The organism is Leclercia sp. 29361, from assembly GCF_011290365.1.
Classification (GTDB): domain Bacteria; phylum Pseudomonadota; class Gammaproteobacteria; order Enterobacterales; family Enterobacteriaceae; genus Enterobacter; species Enterobacter tamurae.
Genome location: NZ_CP049786.1, coordinates 2,141,180 through 2,161,447, shown reverse-complemented (window position 1 = coordinate 2,161,447; position 20,268 = coordinate 2,141,180). Strand labels below are relative to the sequence as shown.

The 20,268-nt window shown below is 57.2% G+C and carries 18 protein-coding genes; 13 read left to right on the top strand and 5 right to left on the bottom strand.

Annotated elements, in window-relative coordinates:
• Nucleotides 1–154: 154 nt before the first annotated feature.
• Nucleotides 155–1,063 carry a LysR family transcriptional regulator gene (locus G7090_RS10310; RefSeq protein ID WP_106993765.1) on the bottom strand — a complete coding sequence of 303 codons (909 nt, stop codon included), beginning with the start codon at nucleotides 1,061–1,063 and terminating at the stop codon, nucleotides 155–157.
• Nucleotides 1,064–1,238: 175 nt separating this feature from the next.
• Here G7090_RS10310 and G7090_RS10305 point away from each other — a divergent pair, with 175 nt between their 5' ends.
• The 6 genes from G7090_RS10305 to uspE all read left to right on the top strand — a co-directional run bounded on the left by G7090_RS10305 (nucleotide 1,239) and on the right by uspE (nucleotide 8,103).
• Nucleotides 1,239–2,549, top strand: a complete 1,311-nt coding sequence (locus tag G7090_RS10305; protein ID WP_166182320.1) for a M20 family metallo-hydrolase — start codon at nucleotides 1,239–1,241, stop codon at nucleotides 2,547–2,549.
• Complete coding sequence (locus G7090_RS10300) at nucleotides 2,549–3,994, top strand: M20 family metallopeptidase (RefSeq protein WP_166182319.1); 1,446 nt, start codon at nucleotides 2,549–2,551, stop codon at nucleotides 3,992–3,994. The genes G7090_RS10305 and G7090_RS10300 overlap by 1 nt, the downstream gene beginning before the upstream one ends.
• A 36-nt stretch (nucleotides 3,995–4,030) precedes the next feature.
• Nucleotides 4,031–5,557, top strand: coding sequence for a p-aminobenzoyl-glutamate transporter (abgT, locus tag G7090_RS10295; protein WP_166182318.1), 1,527 nt, complete (start codon nucleotides 4,031–4,033; stop codon nucleotides 5,555–5,557).
• Nucleotides 5,558–5,567: 10 nt separating this feature from the next.
• Nucleotides 5,568–6,083 carry a methylated-DNA--[protein]-cysteine S-methyltransferase gene (gene ogt, locus G7090_RS10290; RefSeq protein ID WP_106993761.1) on the top strand — a complete coding sequence of 172 codons (516 nt, stop codon included), beginning with the start codon at nucleotides 5,568–5,570 and terminating at the stop codon, nucleotides 6,081–6,083.
• A gap of 182 nt (nucleotides 6,084–6,265) precedes the next feature.
• On the top strand, nucleotides 6,266–7,018 hold the full coding sequence (gene fnr / locus G7090_RS10285) for a fumarate/nitrate reduction transcriptional regulator Fnr (RefSeq protein ID WP_032617879.1): 753 nt from the start codon (nucleotides 6,266–6,268) through the stop codon (nucleotides 7,016–7,018).
• Nucleotides 7,019–7,152: 134 nt separating this feature from the next.
• On the top strand, nucleotides 7,153–8,103 hold the full coding sequence (uspE, locus tag G7090_RS10280; RefSeq protein ID WP_166182317.1) for a universal stress protein UspE: 951 nt from the start codon (nucleotides 7,153–7,155) through the stop codon (nucleotides 8,101–8,103).
• Between the two features lie 38 nt (nucleotides 8,104–8,141).
• On the opposite strand, the gene G7090_RS10275 is transcribed toward uspE, so the two are convergent.
• The 3 genes from G7090_RS10275 to pntA form a co-directional block, all read right to left on the bottom strand.
• Entirely contained in the window at nucleotides 8,142–9,257 is a 1,116-nt protein-coding gene (locus G7090_RS10275; RefSeq protein WP_166182316.1) for a mechanosensitive ion channel family protein, read from the bottom strand.
• 112 nt (nucleotides 9,258–9,369) lie between these two features.
• Complete coding sequence (gene pntB / locus G7090_RS10270; protein ID WP_166182315.1) at nucleotides 9,370–10,758, bottom strand: Re/Si-specific NAD(P)(+) transhydrogenase subunit beta; 1,389 nt, start codon at nucleotides 10,756–10,758, stop codon at nucleotides 9,370–9,372.
• 10 nt (nucleotides 10,759–10,768) lie between these two features.
• Nucleotides 10,769–12,298: a Re/Si-specific NAD(P)(+) transhydrogenase subunit alpha gene (pntA, locus tag G7090_RS10265; protein WP_166182314.1), complete on the bottom strand. Its 1,530-nt coding sequence runs from the start codon at nucleotides 12,296–12,298 to the stop codon at nucleotides 10,769–10,771.
• 536 nt (nucleotides 12,299–12,834) lie between these two features.
• On the opposite strand from pntA, the gene ydgH reads away from it, so the two are divergent.
• The 3 genes from ydgH to folM all read left to right on the top strand — a co-directional run bounded on the left by ydgH (nucleotide 12,835) and on the right by folM (nucleotide 16,118).
• Complete coding sequence (gene ydgH / locus G7090_RS10260) at nucleotides 12,835–13,788, top strand: DUF1471 family protein YdgH (RefSeq protein ID WP_166182313.1); 954 nt, start codon at nucleotides 12,835–12,837, stop codon at nucleotides 13,786–13,788.
• Nucleotides 13,789–13,974: 186 nt separating this feature from the next.
• On the top strand, nucleotides 13,975–15,357 hold the full coding sequence (locus G7090_RS10255; RefSeq protein WP_166182312.1) for an amino acid permease: 1,383 nt from the start codon (nucleotides 13,975–13,977) through the stop codon (nucleotides 15,355–15,357).
• A gap of 38 nt (nucleotides 15,358–15,395) precedes the next feature.
• Nucleotides 15,396–16,118, top strand: coding sequence for a dihydromonapterin reductase (gene folM, locus G7090_RS10250; RefSeq protein ID WP_106993754.1), 723 nt, complete (start codon nucleotides 15,396–15,398; stop codon nucleotides 16,116–16,118).
• Here folM and G7090_RS10245 read toward each other — a convergent pair.
• Nucleotides 16,115–16,450: a GlpM family protein gene (locus G7090_RS10245; protein WP_106993753.1), complete on the bottom strand. Its 336-nt coding sequence runs from the start codon at nucleotides 16,448–16,450 to the stop codon at nucleotides 16,115–16,117. The genes folM and G7090_RS10245 overlap by 4 nt on opposite strands.
• A gap of 128 nt (nucleotides 16,451–16,578) precedes the next feature.
• Here G7090_RS10245 and rstA point away from each other — a divergent pair, with 128 nt between their 5' ends.
• From rstA to G7090_RS10225, 4 genes are all read left to right on the top strand, one after another.
• Nucleotides 16,579–17,295, top strand: coding sequence for a two-component system response regulator RstA (gene rstA, locus G7090_RS10240; protein ID WP_166182311.1), 717 nt, complete (start codon nucleotides 16,579–16,581; stop codon nucleotides 17,293–17,295).
• Nucleotides 17,296–17,391: 96 nt separating this feature from the next.
• Nucleotides 17,392–18,393 (top strand): ABC transporter substrate-binding protein, encoded by a 1,002-nt coding sequence (locus tag G7090_RS10235; protein WP_166185199.1) that lies wholly within the window; start codon nucleotides 17,392–17,394, stop codon nucleotides 18,391–18,393.
• Nucleotides 18,390–19,442, top strand: a complete 1,053-nt coding sequence (locus G7090_RS10230; RefSeq protein WP_242685367.1) for an iron ABC transporter permease — start codon at nucleotides 18,390–18,392, stop codon at nucleotides 19,440–19,442. The genes G7090_RS10235 and G7090_RS10230 overlap by 4 nt, the downstream gene beginning before the upstream one ends.
• On the top strand, nucleotides 19,439–20,209 hold the full coding sequence (locus G7090_RS10225) for an ABC transporter ATP-binding protein (protein WP_166182310.1): 771 nt from the start codon (nucleotides 19,439–19,441) through the stop codon (nucleotides 20,207–20,209). The genes G7090_RS10230 and G7090_RS10225 overlap by 4 nt, the downstream gene beginning before the upstream one ends.
• Nucleotides 20,210–20,268 lie beyond the last annotated feature (59 nt).

Genomic DNA, 20,268 nt, shown 5'->3' with positions numbered 1-20,268 from the left:
TGGACTTAATTTCTTTATTTATCACCAAAAGATGTTATACATGAAGGTATCTGCACAATGGAAATAATAAGCAGAGATGCATGTGGAGCAATGCTGTGTGTACTGTGGAGTCTATTGGATGTCGATGGGCTCCATTTTTTTATCCTCATACTGTCTAATAAATAACCTGCCGGGCATGCCGTCTGAATTGTGTGATTAATGCGGTAGTCAACGGCGTCTGTCGGGAATCCCTTCTTTGAATAAGGTAATAGGTCGCTTTCGGTAACGGTTCTTTCACCGGCAACATCACCAGCCTGTTGGCCAGCAGCGGGTCGCAGCCCAGCTCCTGCGGCAGAATGCTGAGAAAATCGCTCTGCGCGACCAGACTAATACAGGACGAAAACGTTTCGCAGACCACGCCTATATGGGGGATCTGATCCCGGTGGGAAAACATCTCTTCCAGCTGCTTATAATAACTGCCTCGCGGCGTTGGCATCGTCCAGCTATATTTAAGTAATTCGCTAATAGATTCAGCTTCTATTGCCGGATGGCCTGCCCGACAAAATATCGCAAAAGGCTTCTCAAACAATTTTTCGAACGTGAATTCATGATCATACGGCCCCTGGTAATAGGTATTGATGGTAAAATCAAGTTCCCCCTGGCGTAATTCATTAATCATCGAAACTAATTGTCCTTCCATAATACGCACCTTGACCTGCGGATGCTGCTGATGGAAGCGGGAAATGACCCCGGGCATTAACAGGCGGGCAATGCTGGCCCCCATCCCGATATTAATCTGTCCGGCCTGCTGGCCCTGCCGCTGGCGAATATCGTCCTGGGCGCTGCGTAACTCCTCGAGGATCAGTCTGGCGTGCTGGTAAAAACTCTCTCCGCACTCGGTTAAGGTCACCCCTTTGCTGCGGCGAATAAACAGCTGCGCCGCGATGCCCTCTTCCAGCTCTTTAATGGATTTGGTTAACGCCGGTTGCGACAGATTCAACGCCCGCCCCGCCCCACGGATGCTCCCTTGCTGCGCCACTTCCACAAAGGCCCGCAGCTGATGAAATTTTACCTGGAATGTCATGTCGGCACCGATAACCGTTGTTTATCAGAGTAAAGAAACTGTCATCTACTGTAATGGAATTGATTGTGCCAGGGTAAGCCACGAACGGTTAAATCTGTGAATAAACGGTTAGTGATAAGTAAAAACTATCACAGTGTGAAGCAGTTCACATATTCTTATGATGACAGGAAACGATATGCATACACTGGCGCAGGACCTGCAAACCCTCTTCCCGCAACTCACCGCCTGGCGACGCGACTTCCATCACTTTGCCGAGTCCGGCTGGGTGGAGTTCCGCACCGCGGCAAAAGTGGCAGAAGTACTGGATCAACTGGGCTACGAACTGGCGATGGGCCGCGATGTGGTCGATGCTGACAGCCGGATGGGCCTGCCCGACGAGGCCACCCTGGCCCAGGCCTTTGCCCGCGCCCGTCAGCAGGGTGCGCCGGAAAAATGGCTCAGCGCCTTTGAGGGCGGATTTACCGGGATTGTGGCCACGCTCAATACCGGCCGACCGGGGCCGACGCTGGCGTTTCGGGTCGATATGGACGCGCTGGATCTGGATGAATCCACTCAGGATGAGCATCTTCCGGCCCGGGAAGGCTTTGCCTCCTGCAACAGCGGCATGATGCATGCCTGCGCCCACGACGGCCACACCACCATTGGACTCGGGCTGGCGCACCTGCTGATGCAGTACCGCGCGCAGCTGAACGGCACCATCAAACTGATCTTCCAGCCTGCCGAAGAGGGCACCCGCGGCGCACGCGCCATGGTTGCAGCGGGCGCACTCGACGGCGTGGACTACTTCACCGCCATCCACATTGGCACCGGCGTACCGGCGGGCACCGTGATCTGCGGCAGCGATAACTTTATGGCCACCACCAAGTTTGACGTGCGCTTCACCGGTGTAGCGGCGCACGCCGGGGGCAAACCCGAAGAGGGACGCAATGCCCTGCTGGCCGCCGCCCAGGCCGCCATTGGCCTGCACAGCATCGCCCCGCACAGCGAAGGCGCGTCCCGCGTCAACGTCGGCGTGATGCAGGCGGGGAGCGGGCGTAACGTCGTCCCCGCCACTGCGTTGCTAAAGGTAGAGACCCGCGGCGAGAGCGAAGCCATTAATAACTATGTGTTCGAGCGCGCGAAAGCGGTCATTGACGGCGCGGCGGCGATGCACGGCGTCAGCACCGAGCTGCGTCTGATGGGTGCAGCGACCTCCAGCGCCCCCTCCCCGGCGTGGGTGAACTATCTGCGCGAGCAGGCATCCCAGGTGGCCGGTGTGGAGCAGGCCATCGACAGAGTAAAAGCCCCTGCCGGATCGGAAGATGCCACCCTGATGATGGCCCGGGTTCAGCAGAACGGCGGCCTCGCCTCCTATATGGTGTTTGGCACCACCCTGAGCGCCGGACACCACAACGAAAAATTCGATTTCGACGAGACGGTGATGCTCATCGCCATCGAAACCCTGGCGCGAACCGCGCTTAACTTCCCGTGGACGCGAGGTGTGTAATGCAGAGCATGTACCGTTTTATTGAGGATGCTATCGACACCCGATCTCAGCACTTTACCAGGATTGCCGATGAGATCTGGGATCATCCTGAGACCCGCTTCGAAGAGTTCTGGTCCGCTGAACGGCTGGCCAGCGCCCTGGAAGCGGAAGGTTTTAGCCTGACCCGCGAGGCGGGCGGCGTGCCGAACGCCTTTATCGCCAGTTACGGCGAGGGGCAACCGGTGATTGCCATTCTGGGGGAGTACGATGCCCTGGCAGGGTTAAGCCAGCAGGCGCACTGCGCCACCCCGCAAACCGAGACCCCGGGGGCCAACGGCCACGGCTGCGGGCATAACCTGCTCGGCACCGCCGGGCTGGCGGCTGCGGTGGCGGCAAAGTCCTGGCTGGAGCAGCACGGCGGCAGCGGGACGGTGCGTTTTTACGGCTGCCCTGGCGAAGAAGGCGGATCGGGTAAAACCTTTATGGTGCGCGAAGGGCTGTTCGACGACGTGGACGCCGCGGTCACCTGGCATCCGGAAGCCTTTGCCGGGATGTTTAACGTCAGCACTTTAGCCAACATCCAGGCGGCGTGGCGTTTCCACGGTACCGCAGCCCATGCCGCCAACTCCCCGCATCTGGGGCGCAGCGCGCTGGACGCCGTCACCCTGATGACCACCGGGACCAACTTCCTCAACGAGCACATCATTGAAAAAGCCCGCGTCCACTACGCCATCACCGATACCGGCGGGATCTCTCCAAACGTGGTGCAGGCCCAGGCGGAAGTGCTGTATCTGATCCGCGCCCCGGAGATGGCCGATGCGCAGCAGATCTACGAGCGGATCGAAAAGATTGCCCAGGGCGCAGCGCTGATGACCGAAACCAGCGTTGAACGCCGCTTCGATAAAGCCTGCTCCAGCTATCTGCCGAACCGCACGCTGGAGGCCGCCATGTACAGCGCTCTTCAGCATTTCGGCACCCCGGCATGGAGCGTGGAAGAACGCGCCTTTGCGGCGGAGATCCGCGCCACGCTGACCGACAACGATCTGCAAAACAGCCTGAAAAATATCGCCGCTACCGGCGGAGAAGACGGCAAGCAGTTTGCCCGTCGGCATCAGCAGACCCTGCTGGTGGATGAGGTTGCCCCGTATGCCATCACCGATAACGTGCTGGCGGGCTCCACCGACGTGGGCGACGTCAGCTGGAAAATGCCGGTCGCCCAGTGCTTCAGCCCCTGCTTTACCGTCGGCACACCGCTGCACACCTGGCAGCTGGTGGCCCAGGGCCGCACCTCTATCGCCCATAAGGGGATGCTGCTGGCCGGAAAAGTGATGGGCGCTACTGCCCTGGCACTGCTGCAGGATCCGGCGCTGCTGGCCGCCTGCCGCGAGGAGTTTGCTCAACAGTTAAATGAAAAACCGTACGTCTGCCCGATCCCAGAAAACGTGACGCCGTCACCTTTAAAATAATAAAACATAACAACACAACACTCCCGAGGAACGCCCATGAGTATGTCTTCCATACCTTCGCATTCCCCTACCGGTAAGCTCTATGGTTGGGTTGAAAGAGTCGGCAACAAAGTGCCGCACCCTTTCCTGCTGTTCGTTTATTTGATTGTGATCCTGGCCGTGGCCACCGCCGTGCTGTCGGCCTTTAACGTCAGCGCCCGCAACCCGGCCGATGGCAGCATGGTGGCAGTTAAAAACCTGCTGAGCGTCGAAGGGCTGCACTGGTTTTTACCGAATGTGATCAAAAACTTTAGCGGCTTTGCCCCGCTGGGGGCGATCCTCGCCCTGGTGCTGGGTGCCGGACTGGCCGAACGTTCCGGCCTGCTGCCGGCCCTGATGGTGAAAATGGCCTCTCAGGTCAACGCGCGTTACGCCAGCTATATGGTGCTGTTTATCGCCTTCTTCAGCCATATCTCCTCGGATGCGGCACTGGTGATTATGCCCCCGATGGGCGCGCTGATCTTCCTCGCCGTCGGGCGTCATCCGGTGGCAGGCCTGCTGGCGGCGATTGCCGGGGTCGGGTGTGGTTTTACCGCTAATCTGCTGATCGTCACCACCGACGTGCTGCTCTCCGGTATCAGCACCGAAGCGGCCAAAACCATCGATGCTGCGATGCACGTCAGCGTGATCGACAACTGGTACTTTATGGCCAGCTCGGTGATTGTGCTGACGATTGTCGGGGGGTTGATCACCGATAAGATCGTGGAGCCACGTCTGGGCAAGTGGCAGGGTAGCAGCGACGAGAAGCTGGATGCGCTGTCGCCGGAGCAGCGTCGCGGGCTGCGGGTTGCCGGAGTAGTGTCCCTACTGTTTATCGCCGCCATCGCCCTGATGGTGGTGCCGGAGAACGGCATCCTGCGCGATCCGGTCCAGCACACCGTGCTGCCCTCGCCGTTTATCAAAGGCATCGTGCCGCTGATCATCCTCTTCTTCTTTGTGGTGTCGCTGGCGTACGGCATCGCCACCGGGAAAGTGCGTCGTCAGGGCGATCTGCCTCAGCTGATGATCGAGCCGATGAAGGAGATGGCCGGGTTTATCGTAATGGTGTTCCCGCTGGCGCAGTTTGTGGCCATGTTTAACTGGAGCAACATGGGCAAGTTTATGGCGGTGGGCCTGACCGACCTGCTGGAAACTGCCGGCCTGAGCGGCGTGCCCGCGTTTGTCGGCCTGGCGCTACTCTCCTCCCTGCTGTGCATGTTTATCGCCAGCGGCTCGGCCATCTGGTCGATTCTGGCCCCGATCTTCGTGCCGATGTTTATGCTGCTGGGCTTCCACCCGGCCTTCGCGCAGATCCTGTTCCGCGTGGCGGATTCCTCGGTGATCCCGCTGGCCCCGGTGTCGCCGTTCGTGCCGCTGTTTTTAGGCTTTCTGCAGCGCTACAAGCCCGAGGCCAAACTGGGTACCTACTATTCGCTGGTGCTGCCCTATCCGCTTATCTTTTTAGGAGTATGGTTGCTCATGCTGGTGGCATGGTATCTTGTCGGCCTGCCCATCGGGCCGGGGGTCTACCCGCGACTGAATTAAGGAAGAGCATATGCTGAGATTACTCGAAGATAAAATTGCCACCCCGCTGGGTCCGCTGTGGGTGATTGCGGATGAGCAGTTCAACCTGCGCGCCGTCGAGTGGGAGGAGCACAGCAACCGGATGGTGGAGCTGCTCAATATCCACTACCGGGCGCAGGGCTACGAGCGTATCAGCGCCAGCAATCCAGGCGGGCTTAGCGATAAGCTGGCCGCCTGGTTCGAGGGCGATCTCAGCATTATTGACACTCTGCCGACCGCCACGGCCGGCACCCCTTTTCAGCGTGAAGTCTGGCAGGCGTTGCGATCCATTCCCTGCGGTCAGGTGATGCATTATGGTCAGCTGGCGGAACAGCTCGGACGCCCGGGCGCGGCGCGCGCGGTGGGTGCCGCAAACGGGTCAAACCCGGTCAGTATTGTAGTGCCCTGCCATCGCGTGATCGGCCGCAACGGTACCCTGACCGGCTATGCCGGCGGGGTGCAGCGCAAGGAGTGGTTGCTGCGTCACGAAGGGTATTTATTGCTGTAGTTCCAGGCTTTTAGTGCTTAATTTTCCTTATGTTAGCGATAAAGTCCGCAGCTAATTTGTGGAATTTCAAGAACATGCTACCGCATTCACGCTTCTTGTCCTGATTGATGGTTTACCAGGCTTACGCCGGGTCCAAAAAGATGTTAAAATTGACCAATATCAATTAAGGCTTGAGCAAACCTATGATCCCGGAAAAGCGAATTATTCGACGCATTCAGTCTGGCGGTTGTGCTATCCATTGTCAGGACTGCAGCATCAGCCAGCTCTGTATCCCGTTTACCCTGAATGAGCACGAGCTTGATCAGCTTGATAATATTATCGAGCGTAAAAAGCCGATTCAGAAAGGGCAGACGCTGTTTAAAGCGGGAGACGAACTGAAATCGCTGTACGCTATCCGTTCTGGCACCATCAAGAGCTATACCATCACCGAGCAGGGCGACGAGCAGATCACCGGCTTCCACCTGGCGGGCGATCTGGTGGGCTTTGATGCCATTGGCACCGGTAACCACCCGAGCTTTGCGCAGGCGCTGGAAACCTCAATGGTTTGCGAAATCCCGTTTGAAACCCTCGACGACCTGTCAGGCAAAATGCCGAACCTGCGCCAGCAGATGATGCGTCTGATGAGCGGTGAGATCAAAGGCGATCAGGACATGATCCTGCTGCTGTCCAAGAAGAACGCTGAAGAGCGTCTGGCGGCGTTTATCTACAACCTCTCCCGTCGTTTCGCCGAGCGCGGTTTTTCTCCGCGTGAGTTCCGTCTGACCATGACCCGTGGCGATATCGGTAACTATCTGGGCCTGACCGTGGAAACCATCAGCCGTCTGCTGGGTCGTTTCCAGAAAAGTGGGATGCTGGCGGTGAAAGGCAAATATATCACCATTGAAAACGGTGAAGCGCTGGCAGTGCTGGCGGGCCACTCGCGTAACGTGGCATAACGTCCTCTGATTCCCTGCCAGATCGATAATTTTACTGATTTATTGATCTGGCAAATCTTCCCCTCTGTTTCATTTCAGATATATAGGTTACTCTTTTAATTACAGACTGTGGTGACAGTAGTAAGGAGACCTGTATGGCAAAGTATCAAAACATGCTGGTGGCCATCGATCCTAATCAGGACGATCAACCGGCGTTACGACGAGCTGTCTATTTACATCAACGGATTGGTGGCAGAATTAAAGCGTTTCTGCCGATATATGACTTTTCTTACGAAATGACCACCCTTCTGTCGCCTGACGAACGCACCGCTATGCGTCAGGGAGTGATCAGCCAGCGTACCGCCTGGATCCGCGAGCAGGCAAAATTCTATCTTGAAGCCGGTGTCCCCATTGAGATCAAAGTGGTGTGGCACAACCGTCCGTTCGAAGCCATCATCCAGGAAGTGGTCAGCGGCCAACATGACCTGTTGCTGAAGATGGCCCACCAGCACGACAAGCTGGAAGCGGTGATCTTCACCCCGACCGACTGGCACCTGCTGCGTAAATGCCCGTGCCCGGTGTGGATGGTGAAAGACCAGCCGTGGCCGGAAGGCGGTAAAGCGGTGGTGGCGGTGAATCTCGCCAGCGAAGAGAACTATCACAACGCCCTGAACGAAAAGCTGGTGAAAGAGACCATCCAGCTCGCCGAGCAGGTCAACCATACCGAAGTCCACCTGGTGGGCGCCTACCCGATTACCCCGATCAACATTGCTATCGAACTGCCGGAATTTGATCCGAGCGTGTATAACGACGCCATTCGCGGTCAGCACCTGCTGGCGATGAAAGCGTTGCGACAGAAATTCGGTATTGATGAGAAGTTGACCCACGTCGAGAAAGGTCTGCCTGAAGAGGTGATCCCGGATCTGTCAGAGCATCTGCAGGCGGGGATCGTGGTGCTGGGCACCATCGGTCGCACCGGTATCTCTGCCGCCTTCTTGGGTAATACGGCGGAACAGGTGATCGATCATCTGCGCTGTGACCTGCTGGTCATTAAGCCGGACCAGTATCAAACCCCGGTTGAACTGGACGACGACGAAGACGATTAACTCACAGTGAAAAGCCCGCCATAACGGCGGGCTTTTTTTTAGCTCTGAGTGACGGGCTGCGGCGGCTGTTGCGAGCCCTCGCCCTCTTTCATCCAAGGCGCATGCAGCACCATGCTTGGCAAGGCCAGTTTTACTCCTTCATCATTCAGGCTCTCAAGAATACGGATATTGATCTCCTGCTGGATATCCATGTACTTGTTGTAATCCGCCGTGTTGACGATATGCACCACTTCAAAGGTGAGCCTGTCCTTATCAAAACCGAGCAGGTGGGCGCGGTCAAAACGCGTTTCGCCGATGTCAGTGATGATCTTCTTCACGTTATCGCCAATAACCCGCAGCTTTTCCGGCGGCGTATCGCTGGCCACGCCGAAGGTAAAGACGATACGACGGGTCTGCATCCGCTTGTAGTTATGCAGGGTTTGCTGAAGCAGGATCGCATTACCGCAGACAATCTGTTCCCCGCTCAGGCTGCGAATACGCGTCGTCTTAAGGCCAATATGCTCCACCGTCCCGGCCACGTCGTTGAACACCACAAAATCCCCGATCTCAAAGGGCTTGTCGAAACCAATGGAGAGCGAGGCAAAGACGTCGCTGAGAATGGTCTGTACCGCCAGCGCAATGGCAATACCCCCTACCCCCAGGCTGGCCACCAGCGCGGTGATGTTAACGCCTGCGTTGGCCAGAATAGACAGCAGCATCACTGACCAGACAATCGCCCGCAGGATCAGCCCGGTGATCACCAGGGTAACCGGGTTTTTGTGGCTGCCCGGGGCCAGCATCACGTGCCGTAGCCAGGAGACCACCCCCTGATCCATCCACAGCGCCACCTGAATTGCCAGCACCAGGAACCAGGCATGGCTCAGGGCGCCGTAGAGGCGATCCGGCAGTTCGACAAACCGTAGGCTAAACAGAAAGGCGACCACAAACAGCAGCACCCGGCTGGTTCTGTTGAGCATTTCCGTGAGGACAAAATGCATTTTGTGGGTGGCGGGATGTTTGTCACCCCAGTTGGTAATGCCCTTATGGACAAAGGTGATGAGGCGTTTCAGTAGCCAGTAGATCAGCAGTGTTACCACCGTCACCGTGGCAAAGCCAATCCAGAATCTGGGGGTCATCATTAACGTCAAAAAATCGAAACGTGACAAGAACTGCATGCTCCCTCCTCCCTTTACGCAAAAAAGGAAAGTATAGACAGTGAGCGTGCACAGCCTGCAGAAATGAGAAAACCGCCCAGATGGGCGGTTTTCTATCGACCGTAAATATGGGTTACAGCGCTTTCAGGATCGCATCCACGCTGGCTTTGGCATCGCCAAACAGCATGTGGGTGTTCTCTTTGAAGAACAGCGGGTTCTGTACCCCAGCGTAACCGGTGTTCATGGAGCGTTTAAAGACGATAACGTTCTGCGCCTTCCACACTTCCAGAACCGGCATACCGGCGATAGGACTGTTAGGATCGTCCTGCGCGGCCGGGTTAACGGTATCGTTCGCGCCAATCACCAGCACGGTATCGGTGTCGGAGAAGTCGTCGTTGATCTCGTCCATCTCCAGCACGATGTCGTACGGCACTTTCGCTTCCGCCAGCAGCACGTTCATGTGGCCCGGCAGACGCCCGGCAACCGGGTGAATACCAAAGCGCACCTTGATGCCGCGGGCACGCAGACGCTCGGTGATTTCCGCAACCGGATACTGAGCCTGCGCTACCGCCATGCCGTAGCCCGGGGTGATGATCACCGTGTGGGAGTTCTTCAGCATGTCAGCGGTATCTTCGGCGTTGATCTCACGATGCTCACCCACCTCTTCATCACCGCTGGAGGTCTGTCCGTCGGTGCCAAAGCCCCCGGCAATCACGCTGAAGAACGAGCGGTTCATCGCCTTACACATGATGTAGGAGAGGATTGCCCCGCTCGAACCGACCAGCGCACCGGTCACGATCAGCAGGTCGTTGCTCAGCATAAAGCCCGCCGCCGCTGCCGCCCAACCGGAGTAGGAGTTCAGCATTGAGACCACCACCGGCATATCTGCGCCACCGATGGAGGCTACCAGATGCCAGCCGAATGCCAGGGCGATAATGGTCATCACCAGCAGAGCCAGCACCTGCATGCCCACGCTGTCGGTGCGCACAAACACTACCATCAGCAGGAAGGAGACGACCAGCGCCGCCAGGTTCAGCTTGTGACGGTTTGGCAGCATCAGCGGTTTAGAAGAGATCTTGCCGCGCAGTTTGCCGAATGCCACGATAGAACCGGTAAAGGTCACCGCACCGATGAAGATCCCGAGGAACACTTCGGTCAGGTGGATGTTCACCAGAATCGGCTCCATCCCCGGCTCGTGATACAGGTAGCTGTTAAAGCCCACCAGCACCGCTGCCAGACCCACGAAGCTGTGCAGGATCGCCACCAGCTCCGGCATTTCAGTCATTTCAACGCGCTTCGCCAGACGGATACCAATCGCACCGCCGATGATCATCGCCACCAGGATCCACGCCACGTTGCCGGTGTCCGGCCCGAAGATGGTGGCAATCAGCGCAATCGCCATCCCGGCGATACCAAAGTTGTTACCCTGCTGCGACGTTTCATGTTTTGAAAGCCCCGCGAGGCTGAAAATAAACAGGACCGCGGCAACGATGTATGCAGCTGTAACTAATCCTCCAGACATAGGTTACCCCTTATCCCTTACGAAACATTTTCAGCATGCGCTGAGTCACGGTGAAACCACCGAAAATATTGATACTGGCGATCAGTACCGCGATAAAGCTGAGGAAACTGACCCAGCCGCCGTGACCAATCTGCAGTAACGCCCCGACCACGATGATCCCGGAGATGGCGTTGGTGACCGACATCAGCGGCGTATGCAGCGCATGGGAGACGTTCCAGACCACGTAGTAACCCACTACGCAGGAGAGCGCAAAGACGGTGAAGTGTCCGAGGAACTCTTTCGGTGCGACGTCTGCCAGCCAGCCGAACAGCACGATAGCCAGCGCCATAAAGGCAAACTTACGCCACGGGGACGCCGGTTTTTCCGGCTCTTTTGGTGCCGGCGCGGCTTTGGCTGCTGCCTGCGGCTGCGCAGAGACCTGAATCGGCGGTGCTGGCCAGGTGATTTCACCCTCGCGAACCACGGTTACGCCGCGCACCACTACGTCGTCAAAATCAACGGTGATATTGCCGTCTTTCTCTTTGCACAGCAGCTTCAGCAGGTTGACCAGGTTGGTACCGTACAGCTGAGAGGACTGGGTCGGCAGACGGCCCGGCAGATCGGTATAGCCGATCACCTTCACGCCGTTAGCGGTTGTAGTAACCTCGCCCGGAACGGTGTATTCGCAGTTGCCGCCATTTTGCGAAGCCAGATCGACGATCACGCTACCGGCCTTCATGGAGTCGACCATTTCACGGGTAATCAGCTTCGGCGCCGGTTTACCCGGGATCAGCGCGGTGGTGACAATAATGTCCACCTCTTTCGCCTGGGCGGCGAACAGCGCCATCTCGGCTTTGATAAAGGCTTCGGACATCACTTTGGCGTAACCGTCGCCGCTGCCAGCCTCTTCTTTAAAGTCCAGCTGAAGGAACTCGGCGCCCATACTCTGCACCTGCTCCTTCACTTCCGGACGGGTGTCAAAGGCACGGACAATCGCGCCCAGGCTGTTGGCTGCGCCAATGGCGGCCAGACCAGCAACACCTGCCCCGATAACCATCACCTTCGCTGGGGGAACCTTACCCGCCGCGGTGATCTGTCCGGTAAAGAAGCGACCAAATTCGTGTGCAGCTTCGACGATGGCGCGGTAGCCCGCAATATTCGCCATTGAGCTGAGGGCGTCCAGCGACTGCGCACGCGAGATGCGCGGCACAGAGTCCATCGCCATCGCGGTGACGCCACGCGCCGCCAGCTTCTCCATCAGCTCCGGGTTTTGCGCCGGCCAGACAAAGCTCACCAGCGTGGTGCCCGGATTGAGCAGCGCGATCTCATTCTCTTCCGGTGCATTGACCTTCAGAATAATGTCCGAATGCCAGACGTTATCGCCGTCGACAACCTCTGCGCCAGCCTGAATAAACGCCTCGTCATCGAAACTTGCCAGCTTGCCCGCGCCGCTTTCAACCGCGACGGTAAAACCCAGTTTGAGCAGCTGCTCCACCGTTTTTGGTGTCGCCGCTACGCGGGTTTCATTGGCAAACCGTTCTCTTGGTACCCCAATACGCATAGTAATCCCTTCCATCGGTTTTTGATGATGGTTTGTCGAACATTCATCACGGGTATACAACAGCAGTGACAGGACTTAACCTGCCACTCACCTCTACCCGCAGAAAATAAAACAGTAACAAACTTTCTATAACCTACTGAAAATACCGCCTGTGATCCACAGCAAGAAAACACTATTTATGACTTTATCTGTCAAAAATAAGCGATCGGGGTCTCAGACAGGCATATCTGCTCTTATTTCACCGCCAGGGCCGATGTTTAGCTCAGGCGAAGCGGCAAAAACACGATATAGCCCCAGCCAGAAACAACTTATTAACATTAAATCAACCAGTGGAAGTTATATGCTTTATGAGTTTTACTGGTCAAACGCGTGTTTTTTCAACATATCAGTAAAGGTTATATATTTTGGCAATTTACTCCGCACCGGTCGTGAAAAATCGCGCAGACAGCGACGGGTGTTAAATGCCATAATCGTCAACGTTTTCAAATTAACAATTAGACCAGTACCTGGTTTGCGTAAGGCGAAGGATTATTTTTATGAAGCTTAAGAACACTCTCCTGGCGTCCGCACTCCTTGCTGCGACCGCCCTGTCTGCCAATGCCGCAACAGAGTTAACGCCGGAGCAAGCGGCTGCTACGAAACCTTACGATAGCGTTACGATCGTAGGTCGTTTTAACTCCATTGGCGATGCGGTCAATGCCGCCTCCAAACGCGCCGATAAAGAGGGCGCCGCCGCATTTTACGTCGTGGATAACTCGGAATACGGCAGCAGCGGCAACCAGCGCGTAACCGTTGCACTGTATAAAGAGAATGCCCCAAAAGCGGAAGTGCAGAAAAATCGCGTTATCAACAATGTGATGGAGCTGCCTAAAGAACAGGCCGTGATGCTTGAACCGTTTGATACCGTCACCGTTCAGGGCTTCTACCGCAGCCAGCCGGATGTGAACGACGCCATCACCAAAGCCGCGAAGGCGAAAGGGGCTGACTCTTACTACATCGTTCGCCAGATCGATGCCAACGATGGCGGCAACCAGCGCATCACCGCCTACGTCTACAAAAAAGACGCCAAAAAACGCATCCTGCAGAGCCCGGATGCGATCCCGGCCAACTCTGAGGCAGGTCGCGCAGCGATCGCTAAAGGCGGCGAAGAAGCGAAGAAAGTGGAAATCCCTGGCGTGGCAACCAGCGCAGCGCCTGGTGCCTCCGTTGCCGGTGTGGGCCGTTTCTTTGAAACCCAGACCACCAAAGGCGGCCGTTACAGCGTTACCCTCAACGACGGCACCAAAATTGAAGAGCTGAACAACGCCACTGCTGCGCAGATGGTGCCGTTCGACAGCATCAAGTTCACCGGTAACTACGGCAACATGACCGAGATCTCCTACCAGGTGGCGAAGCGTGCGGCGAAGAAAGGGGCCAAGTATTACCACATCACCCGCCAGTGGCAGGAACGCGGTAATAACATCACCATCAGCGCCGATCTGTACAAATAAGTCATCAGATACCCGAAGGCGGCGTAATGCCGCCTTTTTTTTGGCTTTCTAAGCACAATTCAGCCCTTCCTCATTGCATGCCTTCGTGACACTCCGTAAAATCCCGCGCCTTAGTGTGATCCACCATTTTTATGCGCTTCGACGAAATAATTATTCTGGATCTGACCCTTTTTAAAAAGGAAGCCAATGGAAAAGAAACTTGGCCTGAGCGCTTTAACTGCGCTTGTTTTAAGCTCCATGCTCGGTGCAGGTGTATTCAGTCTGCCGCAGAATATGGCAGCCGTTGCCAGCCCGTCCGCGCTGCTTATCGGCTGGGGGATCACCGGTGTCGGGATCCTGCTGCTGGCCTTCGCCATGCTGCTGCTTACGCGCATCCGTCCCGATCTCGACGGCGGCATTTTCACCTACGCCCGTGAAGGCTTTGGTGAGCTGGTGGGCTTCTGTTCCGCATGGGGCTACTGGCTGTGCGCGGTGATCGCCAACGTCTCTTATCTGGTGATCGTCTTCTCTGCGCTGAGTTTCTTTACCGATACGCCTGAACTGCGCCTGTTTGGCGATGGCAATACCTGGCAGTCCATCGTCGGCTCCTCGGTACTACTGTGGTTCGTCCATTTCCTGGTGCTGCGCGGCGTGCAGACCGCTGCGAGCATCAACCTGGTCGCGACCCTGGCGAAGCTGGTGCCGCTGGGGCTGTTTGTGGTGCTGGCGTTTATCGCGTTTCGTCTCGATGTGTTCAGCATGGACTTTTCCGGCGTGGCGCTGGGCGTCCCGGTCTGGGAGCAGGTGAAAAACACCATGCTCATCACCCTGTGGGTGTTTATCGGGGTGGAAGGCGCGGTGGTGGTATCGGCCCGGGCGCGCAATAAGCAGGATGTTGGCCGCGCCACGCTGCTGGCGGTGCTGGCTGCGCTGACCGTTTATCTGCTGGTTACCCTGCTCTCCCTGGGCGTGGTCGCCCGCCCTGAGCTGGCGGAGATGCGTAACCCGTCGATGGCGGGCCTGATGGTCAAAATGATGGGGTCCTGGGGCGAGGTGGTGATTGCCGCCGGGCTGATCGTGTCGGTCTGCGGGGCCTATCTGAGCTGGACTATTATGGCGGCCGAAGTGCCGTTCCTGGCCGCGACGCATAAAGCGTTTCCCCGTCTATTTGCCCGTCAGAACAAAAACAGTGCCCCTTCCGCCTCGCTGTGGCTGACCAACATCAGCGTGCAGGTTTGTCTGGTGCTGATCTGGCTCACAGGTTCGGACTATAACACGCTGTTAACCATCGCCTCGGAAATGATTCTGGTACCCTATTTCCTGGTGGGCGCATATTTGTTAAAAATAGCGACCCGCCCAATGCACACCGTCGTGGGAATGGGAGCCTGTATTTATGGCTTATGGCTGCTGTATGCCTCTGGTCCGATGCATCTGCTGCTCTCCGTGGTACTTTATGCGCCTGGGCTGCTGGTGTTTATTTACGCCCGACGTACGCATCAGCTGCAACACGCGCTTAAACGCCGTGAAATGGTGTTGATTGGAATGTTACTGGTTGCCGCATTACCGGCAACGTGGATGCTGATGGGATAAGCGACTTTTCCCATCGTCGAACGGATAAGGAGAATACGATGGGACACGCAAAGCCGCTCCCGATCCTGATTACTGGCGGAGGCCGTCGCATCGGCCTCGCGCTTGCCCACCACTTTCTGAATCTTCATCAGCCGGTGATCGTCAGCTATCGGACGAAATATCCCGCGATTGCCACCCTGTGCGAGGCGGGCGCGACCTGCATTCAGGCCGATTTTTCCACTGACGAGGGAATTCTGGCCTTTGCCGAGCGCGTGAAAGCCGAAACCCCGGCGTTACGCGGTATCATTCATAACGCCAGCGCATGGATGTCGGAAACTCCGGGGACCTCGCTAAGCGAAACCCTCTCCTGCATGCTGCAGATCCACGTTCACGCCCCCTACCTGCTGAACCATGCCCTGCAGGATCTGCTTCGCGGTCATGGCCATGCTGCCAGCGACATCATCCACTTCACCGACTACGTGGTAGAACGGGGCAGCGATAAGCATATTGCCTATGCCGCCAGCAAAGCCGCGCTGGATAACATGACCCGCTCGTTTGCCCGCAAGCTGGCCCCGGAGGTGAAGGTCAACGCCATCGCCCCGTCGCTGATCCTATTTAACGAGCACGACGATGCCGACTATCGCCAGCAGGCGCTAAATAAATCGCTGATGAAGATCGCCCCCGGTGAAAAAGAGGTGATCGACTTAATCGACTACATTCTGACCAGCTGCTATGTGACCGGCCGGTCGTTCGGTGTCGATGGCGGGCGGCCGTTACGCTAGTGAAAACGGCTCCAGCAGAAGATTAACACCCAGGCGCTGAGGCACCAGCAGACCACTGCCCCGCCCAGCGCCAGGGGCAGACGCATCACGCCGATGAAGTACCACAGCGACAGCAGATAGAGGAAGTACGGAATAATTGCCCACATGCCAAAGATAATGGTGGTGCGCAGCGCCTCGATGCCGCGCTCGGAGGCGACAATATAGTGCGCAATCAGGGCAAAAGTCGGGAACAGCGGCAGCAACCCGGCGATGTAATAATTTTTTGTTTTTGCCAGTATGCCAATCAGTAAAACCACCAGCGCGCCGATGGCCGCTTTTATCACCAGTCCCATCCCTTTTCCCTTAACAACTGAATAACAATCCCCGGCAGCATAGCGGAACGGCAACTATTTGCGAATGATTAATGTAAGGTTAAGGTTATGCGGTGTATGTTGGTTTTTTTCGCAGACGCAGACTGGCTATGAACAAGATCGTATACGTTGAAGATGAACCCGAAGTCGGCCAGTTGATAGCCGCGTATCTGGCTAAACATGATATGGACGTTATCGTCGAACCGCGCGGGGATCGTGCCGAAGAGCTAGTGGCGAGCGAAAAACCCGATCTGGTGCTGCTGGATATTATGTTACCCGGTAAAGACGGTATGACCCTGTGCCGGGATCTGCGTGCCCGCTGGCAGGGCCCGATTGTGCTGCTGACCTCCCTCGACAGCGACATGAACCATATTTTGTCCCTCGAGATGGGGGCCAACGACTATATTCTGAAAACCACCCCACCGGCAGTGCTGCTCGCACGCCTGCGCCTGCATCTGCGCCAGCACGTTGCGGCCTCCAGTGATGCCCCCGCCCCGCTGTTAACCCCGCATAAAGCCCTGAGGTTTGGCACGCTGTCCATCGATCCGGTGAATCGTCAGGTTCTGCTGTCCGGTGAGCAGGTGGCGCTGTCGACGGCGGATTTCGATCTGCTGTGGGAGCTGGCGACCCATGCCGGACAGATCATGGACCGGGACGCGCTGCTGAAAAACCTGCGCGGTGTCAGCTACGATGGCATGGACCGCAGCGTGGACGTGGCGATCTCCCGCCTGCGCAAAAAACTGCTGGATAACGCCACCGAACCCTTCCGGATTAAAACCGTGCGCAATAAAGGCTATCTCTTCGCGCCGCACGCCTGGGATATCTGACTCTCTCCTGCTGATTAATCTTTTGCGCCCGCCCGCATAATATGTATTATGTTATAACATAACAATTATGAGGATGGGATTGTGGTAATCAAAAAGATGGTGCTGGCGTCGGTTCTGGCAACCTTCGCGCATTCGGTTTTTGCGGCACCGGTTTATCCGCTGACGATAGAAAACTGCGGGATCAAAGAGACCTTTACGCAGGCCCCGCAGCGGGTGGTGACTGTCGGGCAGCACGAGACGGAGCTCCTGTTGGCGCTGGGGCTTGAAAAGAAGATCAGCGCCACGTCAGTCTGGTTTGGTCCACTCCCCGATACGCTGGCGGAGCGCGGTAAGGGAATAAAAAAACTGGCAGATAACGCCCCATCCTTTGAAGCGGTGACTGCACAAAATCCCGATCTGGTGCTGGCGCAATATCACTGGCATATCGGGCCGCAGGGGGAAACAGGCACCCGCGAGCAGTTTGCCACGCTGGGTATTCCGACATGGATTTCCCCCGCCGACTGCATCGGCAAAAGCGTCACCGACAGCTCGAATTCCGACGGCGCCCGCAGCACACCGTTCTCCATCGCGGAAATCGAACGTGAAATCGATGAGCTGGCTACCCTTTTCGATGTCCAGCCGCAGGGAAAAAAACTCAACGAGGCGCTGAACCTGCGTATTCAGAAGGCACAGACGCGCGTTGCTTCTCAGCACGTCAAACCGTTGAAAGTGGTGTTCTGGTTCTCCAGCAGCCGTCTGAAAGGCGACCCCTGGGTGGCGGGCGATTATGGCGCGCCGGGCTGGATCAGCCACACCCTGGGACTCAAGAACATTATTGATTCCCGGGATGAATGGCCCGCCGTAACCTGGGAACACATTGTCCAGGCGCAGCCTGACGTGATTGTGATTGCAGAGATGTCCCGGCGGCTTTACCCGGCTGATGATGTGGCTGTTAAAAAAGCCTTTTTGTACGATGACCCGGTAACCAGAAACTTACCCGCCGTGAAAAAAGGCCACATTATTGTCGTGCCTGCGATGTCCCTGAATCCATCATTGCGCAATGTCGATGCCGTCGAGGCGATGAGTGAAAAACTGGCGGCGTTTCAGGCTGAACGATGAACATAGTGACTCTCAGTGTTCCCTTTATCGCGCCGCGCTGGCGACAGCCTGGCCTGATGGCTGTTGGGTTACTGACGCTGCCGTTAATGCTGGTTTTCGCCGCGACCGTGGGTGATATGCCGGTTTCGTATACCACTGCGGGCAAAGCCATCCTCAACGGTCTGGGGCTGGGCACCTGGCCTCTGCCGCAGGTTGAGGAAGGCATTGTCTGGCAGTACCGCATGAGCCGGGCCCTGATGGCGGCCTGCAGCGGAGGGGGGCTGGCACTGTGCGGTCTGGTGATGCAGGCTATTCTGCGTAACCCGCTGGCCGAGCCCTATCTGCTGGGGATCTCCTCGGGGGCGTCGCTGGGCGCGGTCTGCGTCATGTTGCTGGGGTTGGGTGGCAGTACGCTGGGTATCAGCGGGGGTGCCTTTCTGGGCGCCTGCTGCGCGTTTGGGCTTATCATGCTGATCACCCACGGCATGACCGACAGCCCACCACGCATCTTGCTGGCGGGCATCGCCGGCACGCAGCTGTTCAACGCCATGACCGCGTACATTGTCAGCACCTCCGCAAATGCGGAGCAGTCGCGCAGCGTGATGTTCTGGCTGCTGGGGAGTCTGAGCGGCGTTCGCTGGCCAGATGCCCTGCTGGCTCTGGCGGTGGTGTTGGCCGGATTTACGGTGATATTCACCTTTTCGCGTTCGCTGGATACCTTTACCTTCGGGGACGATGTTTCGACCACGCTGGGCGTGCCGGTAGCCCTCGTGCGCATGATGCTGCTCCTCACCTGTGCGCTGGTGACCGCGGTGATGGTCAGTATCATTGGCGCGGTGGGGTTTGTCGGGCTGGTGATCCCGCATATTACCCGGATGCTGTGCGGTCCCGGGCATCGCCGCGCCATTCCCCTGACCTTCCTGATCGGGAGTCATTTTATGATCCTCGCCGATGTGGTTTCCCGGACGCTTATTACTCATCAGGTGCTCCCCATTGGCGTGGTGACCGCGCTGGTGGGCGCGCCCGCTTTTGTGGTTCTGCTGTATCGCAGCCGGGAGAAAAGAGTATGACTATTTCATTACGCGGACTACAGGTGACCCTGCAGTCGCGAAAAATCCTGCACGGTATCGACCTGGATCTGGCGACGGGTGAAGTCGTTGGCCTGCTGGGGCCGAATGGCTCGGGTAAATCCACGCTGCTGCGCTGTCTGGCCGGGTTATTGCCGCGTCATGCGCACCACATCCGGCTCGACGGTACCCCGCTCAACGAGATCCCCCTGCGGGAGCGGGCCAAACAGCTGGCGTTTGTGCCCCAGCACGCTGAGGTCGATGGCGATCTTTGCGTTGAGCAGATTGTTCGTCTGGGACGCACCCCGCACCGCAGGGGACTTTTTGGCTGGAACGAAACCGACGACATCGCGGTTGAGAACGCGATCCGGCTGATGAAACTGTCCGGCCTGCGTCACCGGCTGTGGCGGCAACTGTCCGGCGGGGAGCGGCAGCGGGCGCAAATCGCCCGCGCCCTGGCCCAGCAGCCGGGGCTACTGATCCTCGACGAGCCCACTAACCACCTGGATATTGAGTATCAGCTGGAGCTGATGACGTTGATAACGCAGCTGCCCGTCACGGTGGTGGTGGCGCTGCACGATCTTAATCTCGCCGCCAACTACTGCCAGCGGCTGGTCCTGCTGAAATCAGGTACAGTGATGGCCAGCGGGCCGCCTGATGCCGTGTTGACTCCGGATCTGATCGAGAATGCCTGGCATGTTAAAGCGAACGTCATTAAGCGAGGCGCTACGTTAAATATTCGCTATGCCATGAGGCAGCCGATTGCGTAAAGTGTGCCATGTCCCTTCCTCTGGCGGGGCAGCATCATTAACGCGTTGTAGTTGGGTGA

What these genes read in the sequence shown, in the direction of transcription:
- ydgH (WP_166182313.1), top strand. Translation starts at nt 12,835, where the DNA reads ATGAAGCTTAAGAACACTCTCCTGGCGTCCGCACTCCTTGCTGCGACC.
- G7090_RS10275 (WP_166182316.1), bottom strand. Translation starts at nt 9,257, where the DNA reads ATGCAGTTCTTGTCACGTTTCGATTTTTTGACGTTAATGATGACCCCC.
- pntA (WP_166182314.1), bottom strand. Translation starts at nt 12,298, where the DNA reads ATGCGTATTGGGGTACCAAGAGAACGGTTTGCCAATGAAACCCGCGTA.
- rstA (WP_166182311.1), top strand. Translation starts at nt 16,579, where the DNA reads ATGAACAAGATCGTATACGTTGAAGATGAACCCGAAGTCGGCCAGTTG.
- uspE (WP_166182317.1), top strand. Translation starts at nt 7,153, where the DNA reads ATGGCAAAGTATCAAAACATGCTGGTGGCCATCGATCCTAATCAGGAC.
- fnr (WP_032617879.1), top strand. Translation starts at nt 6,266, where the DNA reads ATGATCCCGGAAAAGCGAATTATTCGACGCATTCAGTCTGGCGGTTGT.
- ogt (WP_106993761.1), top strand. Translation starts at nt 5,568, where the DNA reads ATGCTGAGATTACTCGAAGATAAAATTGCCACCCCGCTGGGTCCGCTG.
- G7090_RS10305 (WP_166182320.1), top strand. Translation starts at nt 1,239, where the DNA reads ATGCATACACTGGCGCAGGACCTGCAAACCCTCTTCCCGCAACTCACC.
- G7090_RS10310 (WP_106993765.1), bottom strand. Translation starts at nt 1,063, where the DNA reads ATGACATTCCAGGTAAAATTTCATCAGCTGCGGGCCTTTGTGGAAGTG.
- G7090_RS10230 (WP_242685367.1), top strand. Translation starts at nt 18,390, where the DNA reads ATGAACATAGTGACTCTCAGTGTTCCCTTTATCGCGCCGCGCTGGCGA.
- G7090_RS10255 (WP_166182312.1), top strand. Translation starts at nt 13,975, where the DNA reads ATGGAAAAGAAACTTGGCCTGAGCGCTTTAACTGCGCTTGTTTTAAGC.
- G7090_RS10245 (WP_106993753.1), bottom strand. Translation starts at nt 16,450, where the DNA reads ATGGGACTGGTGATAAAAGCGGCCATCGGCGCGCTGGTGGTTTTACTG.
- G7090_RS10235 (WP_166185199.1), top strand. Translation starts at nt 17,392, where the DNA reads ATGGTGCTGGCGTCGGTTCTGGCAACCTTCGCGCATTCGGTTTTTGCG.
- abgT (WP_166182318.1), top strand. Translation starts at nt 4,031, where the DNA reads ATGAGTATGTCTTCCATACCTTCGCATTCCCCTACCGGTAAGCTCTAT.
- G7090_RS10225 (WP_166182310.1), top strand. Translation starts at nt 19,439, where the DNA reads ATGACTATTTCATTACGCGGACTACAGGTGACCCTGCAGTCGCGAAAA.
- G7090_RS10300 (WP_166182319.1), top strand. Translation starts at nt 2,549, where the DNA reads ATGCAGAGCATGTACCGTTTTATTGAGGATGCTATCGACACCCGATCT.
- pntB (WP_166182315.1), bottom strand. Translation starts at nt 10,758, where the DNA reads ATGTCTGGAGGATTAGTTACAGCTGCATACATCGTTGCCGCGGTCCTG.
- folM (WP_106993754.1), top strand. Translation starts at nt 15,396, where the DNA reads ATGGGACACGCAAAGCCGCTCCCGATCCTGATTACTGGCGGAGGCCGT.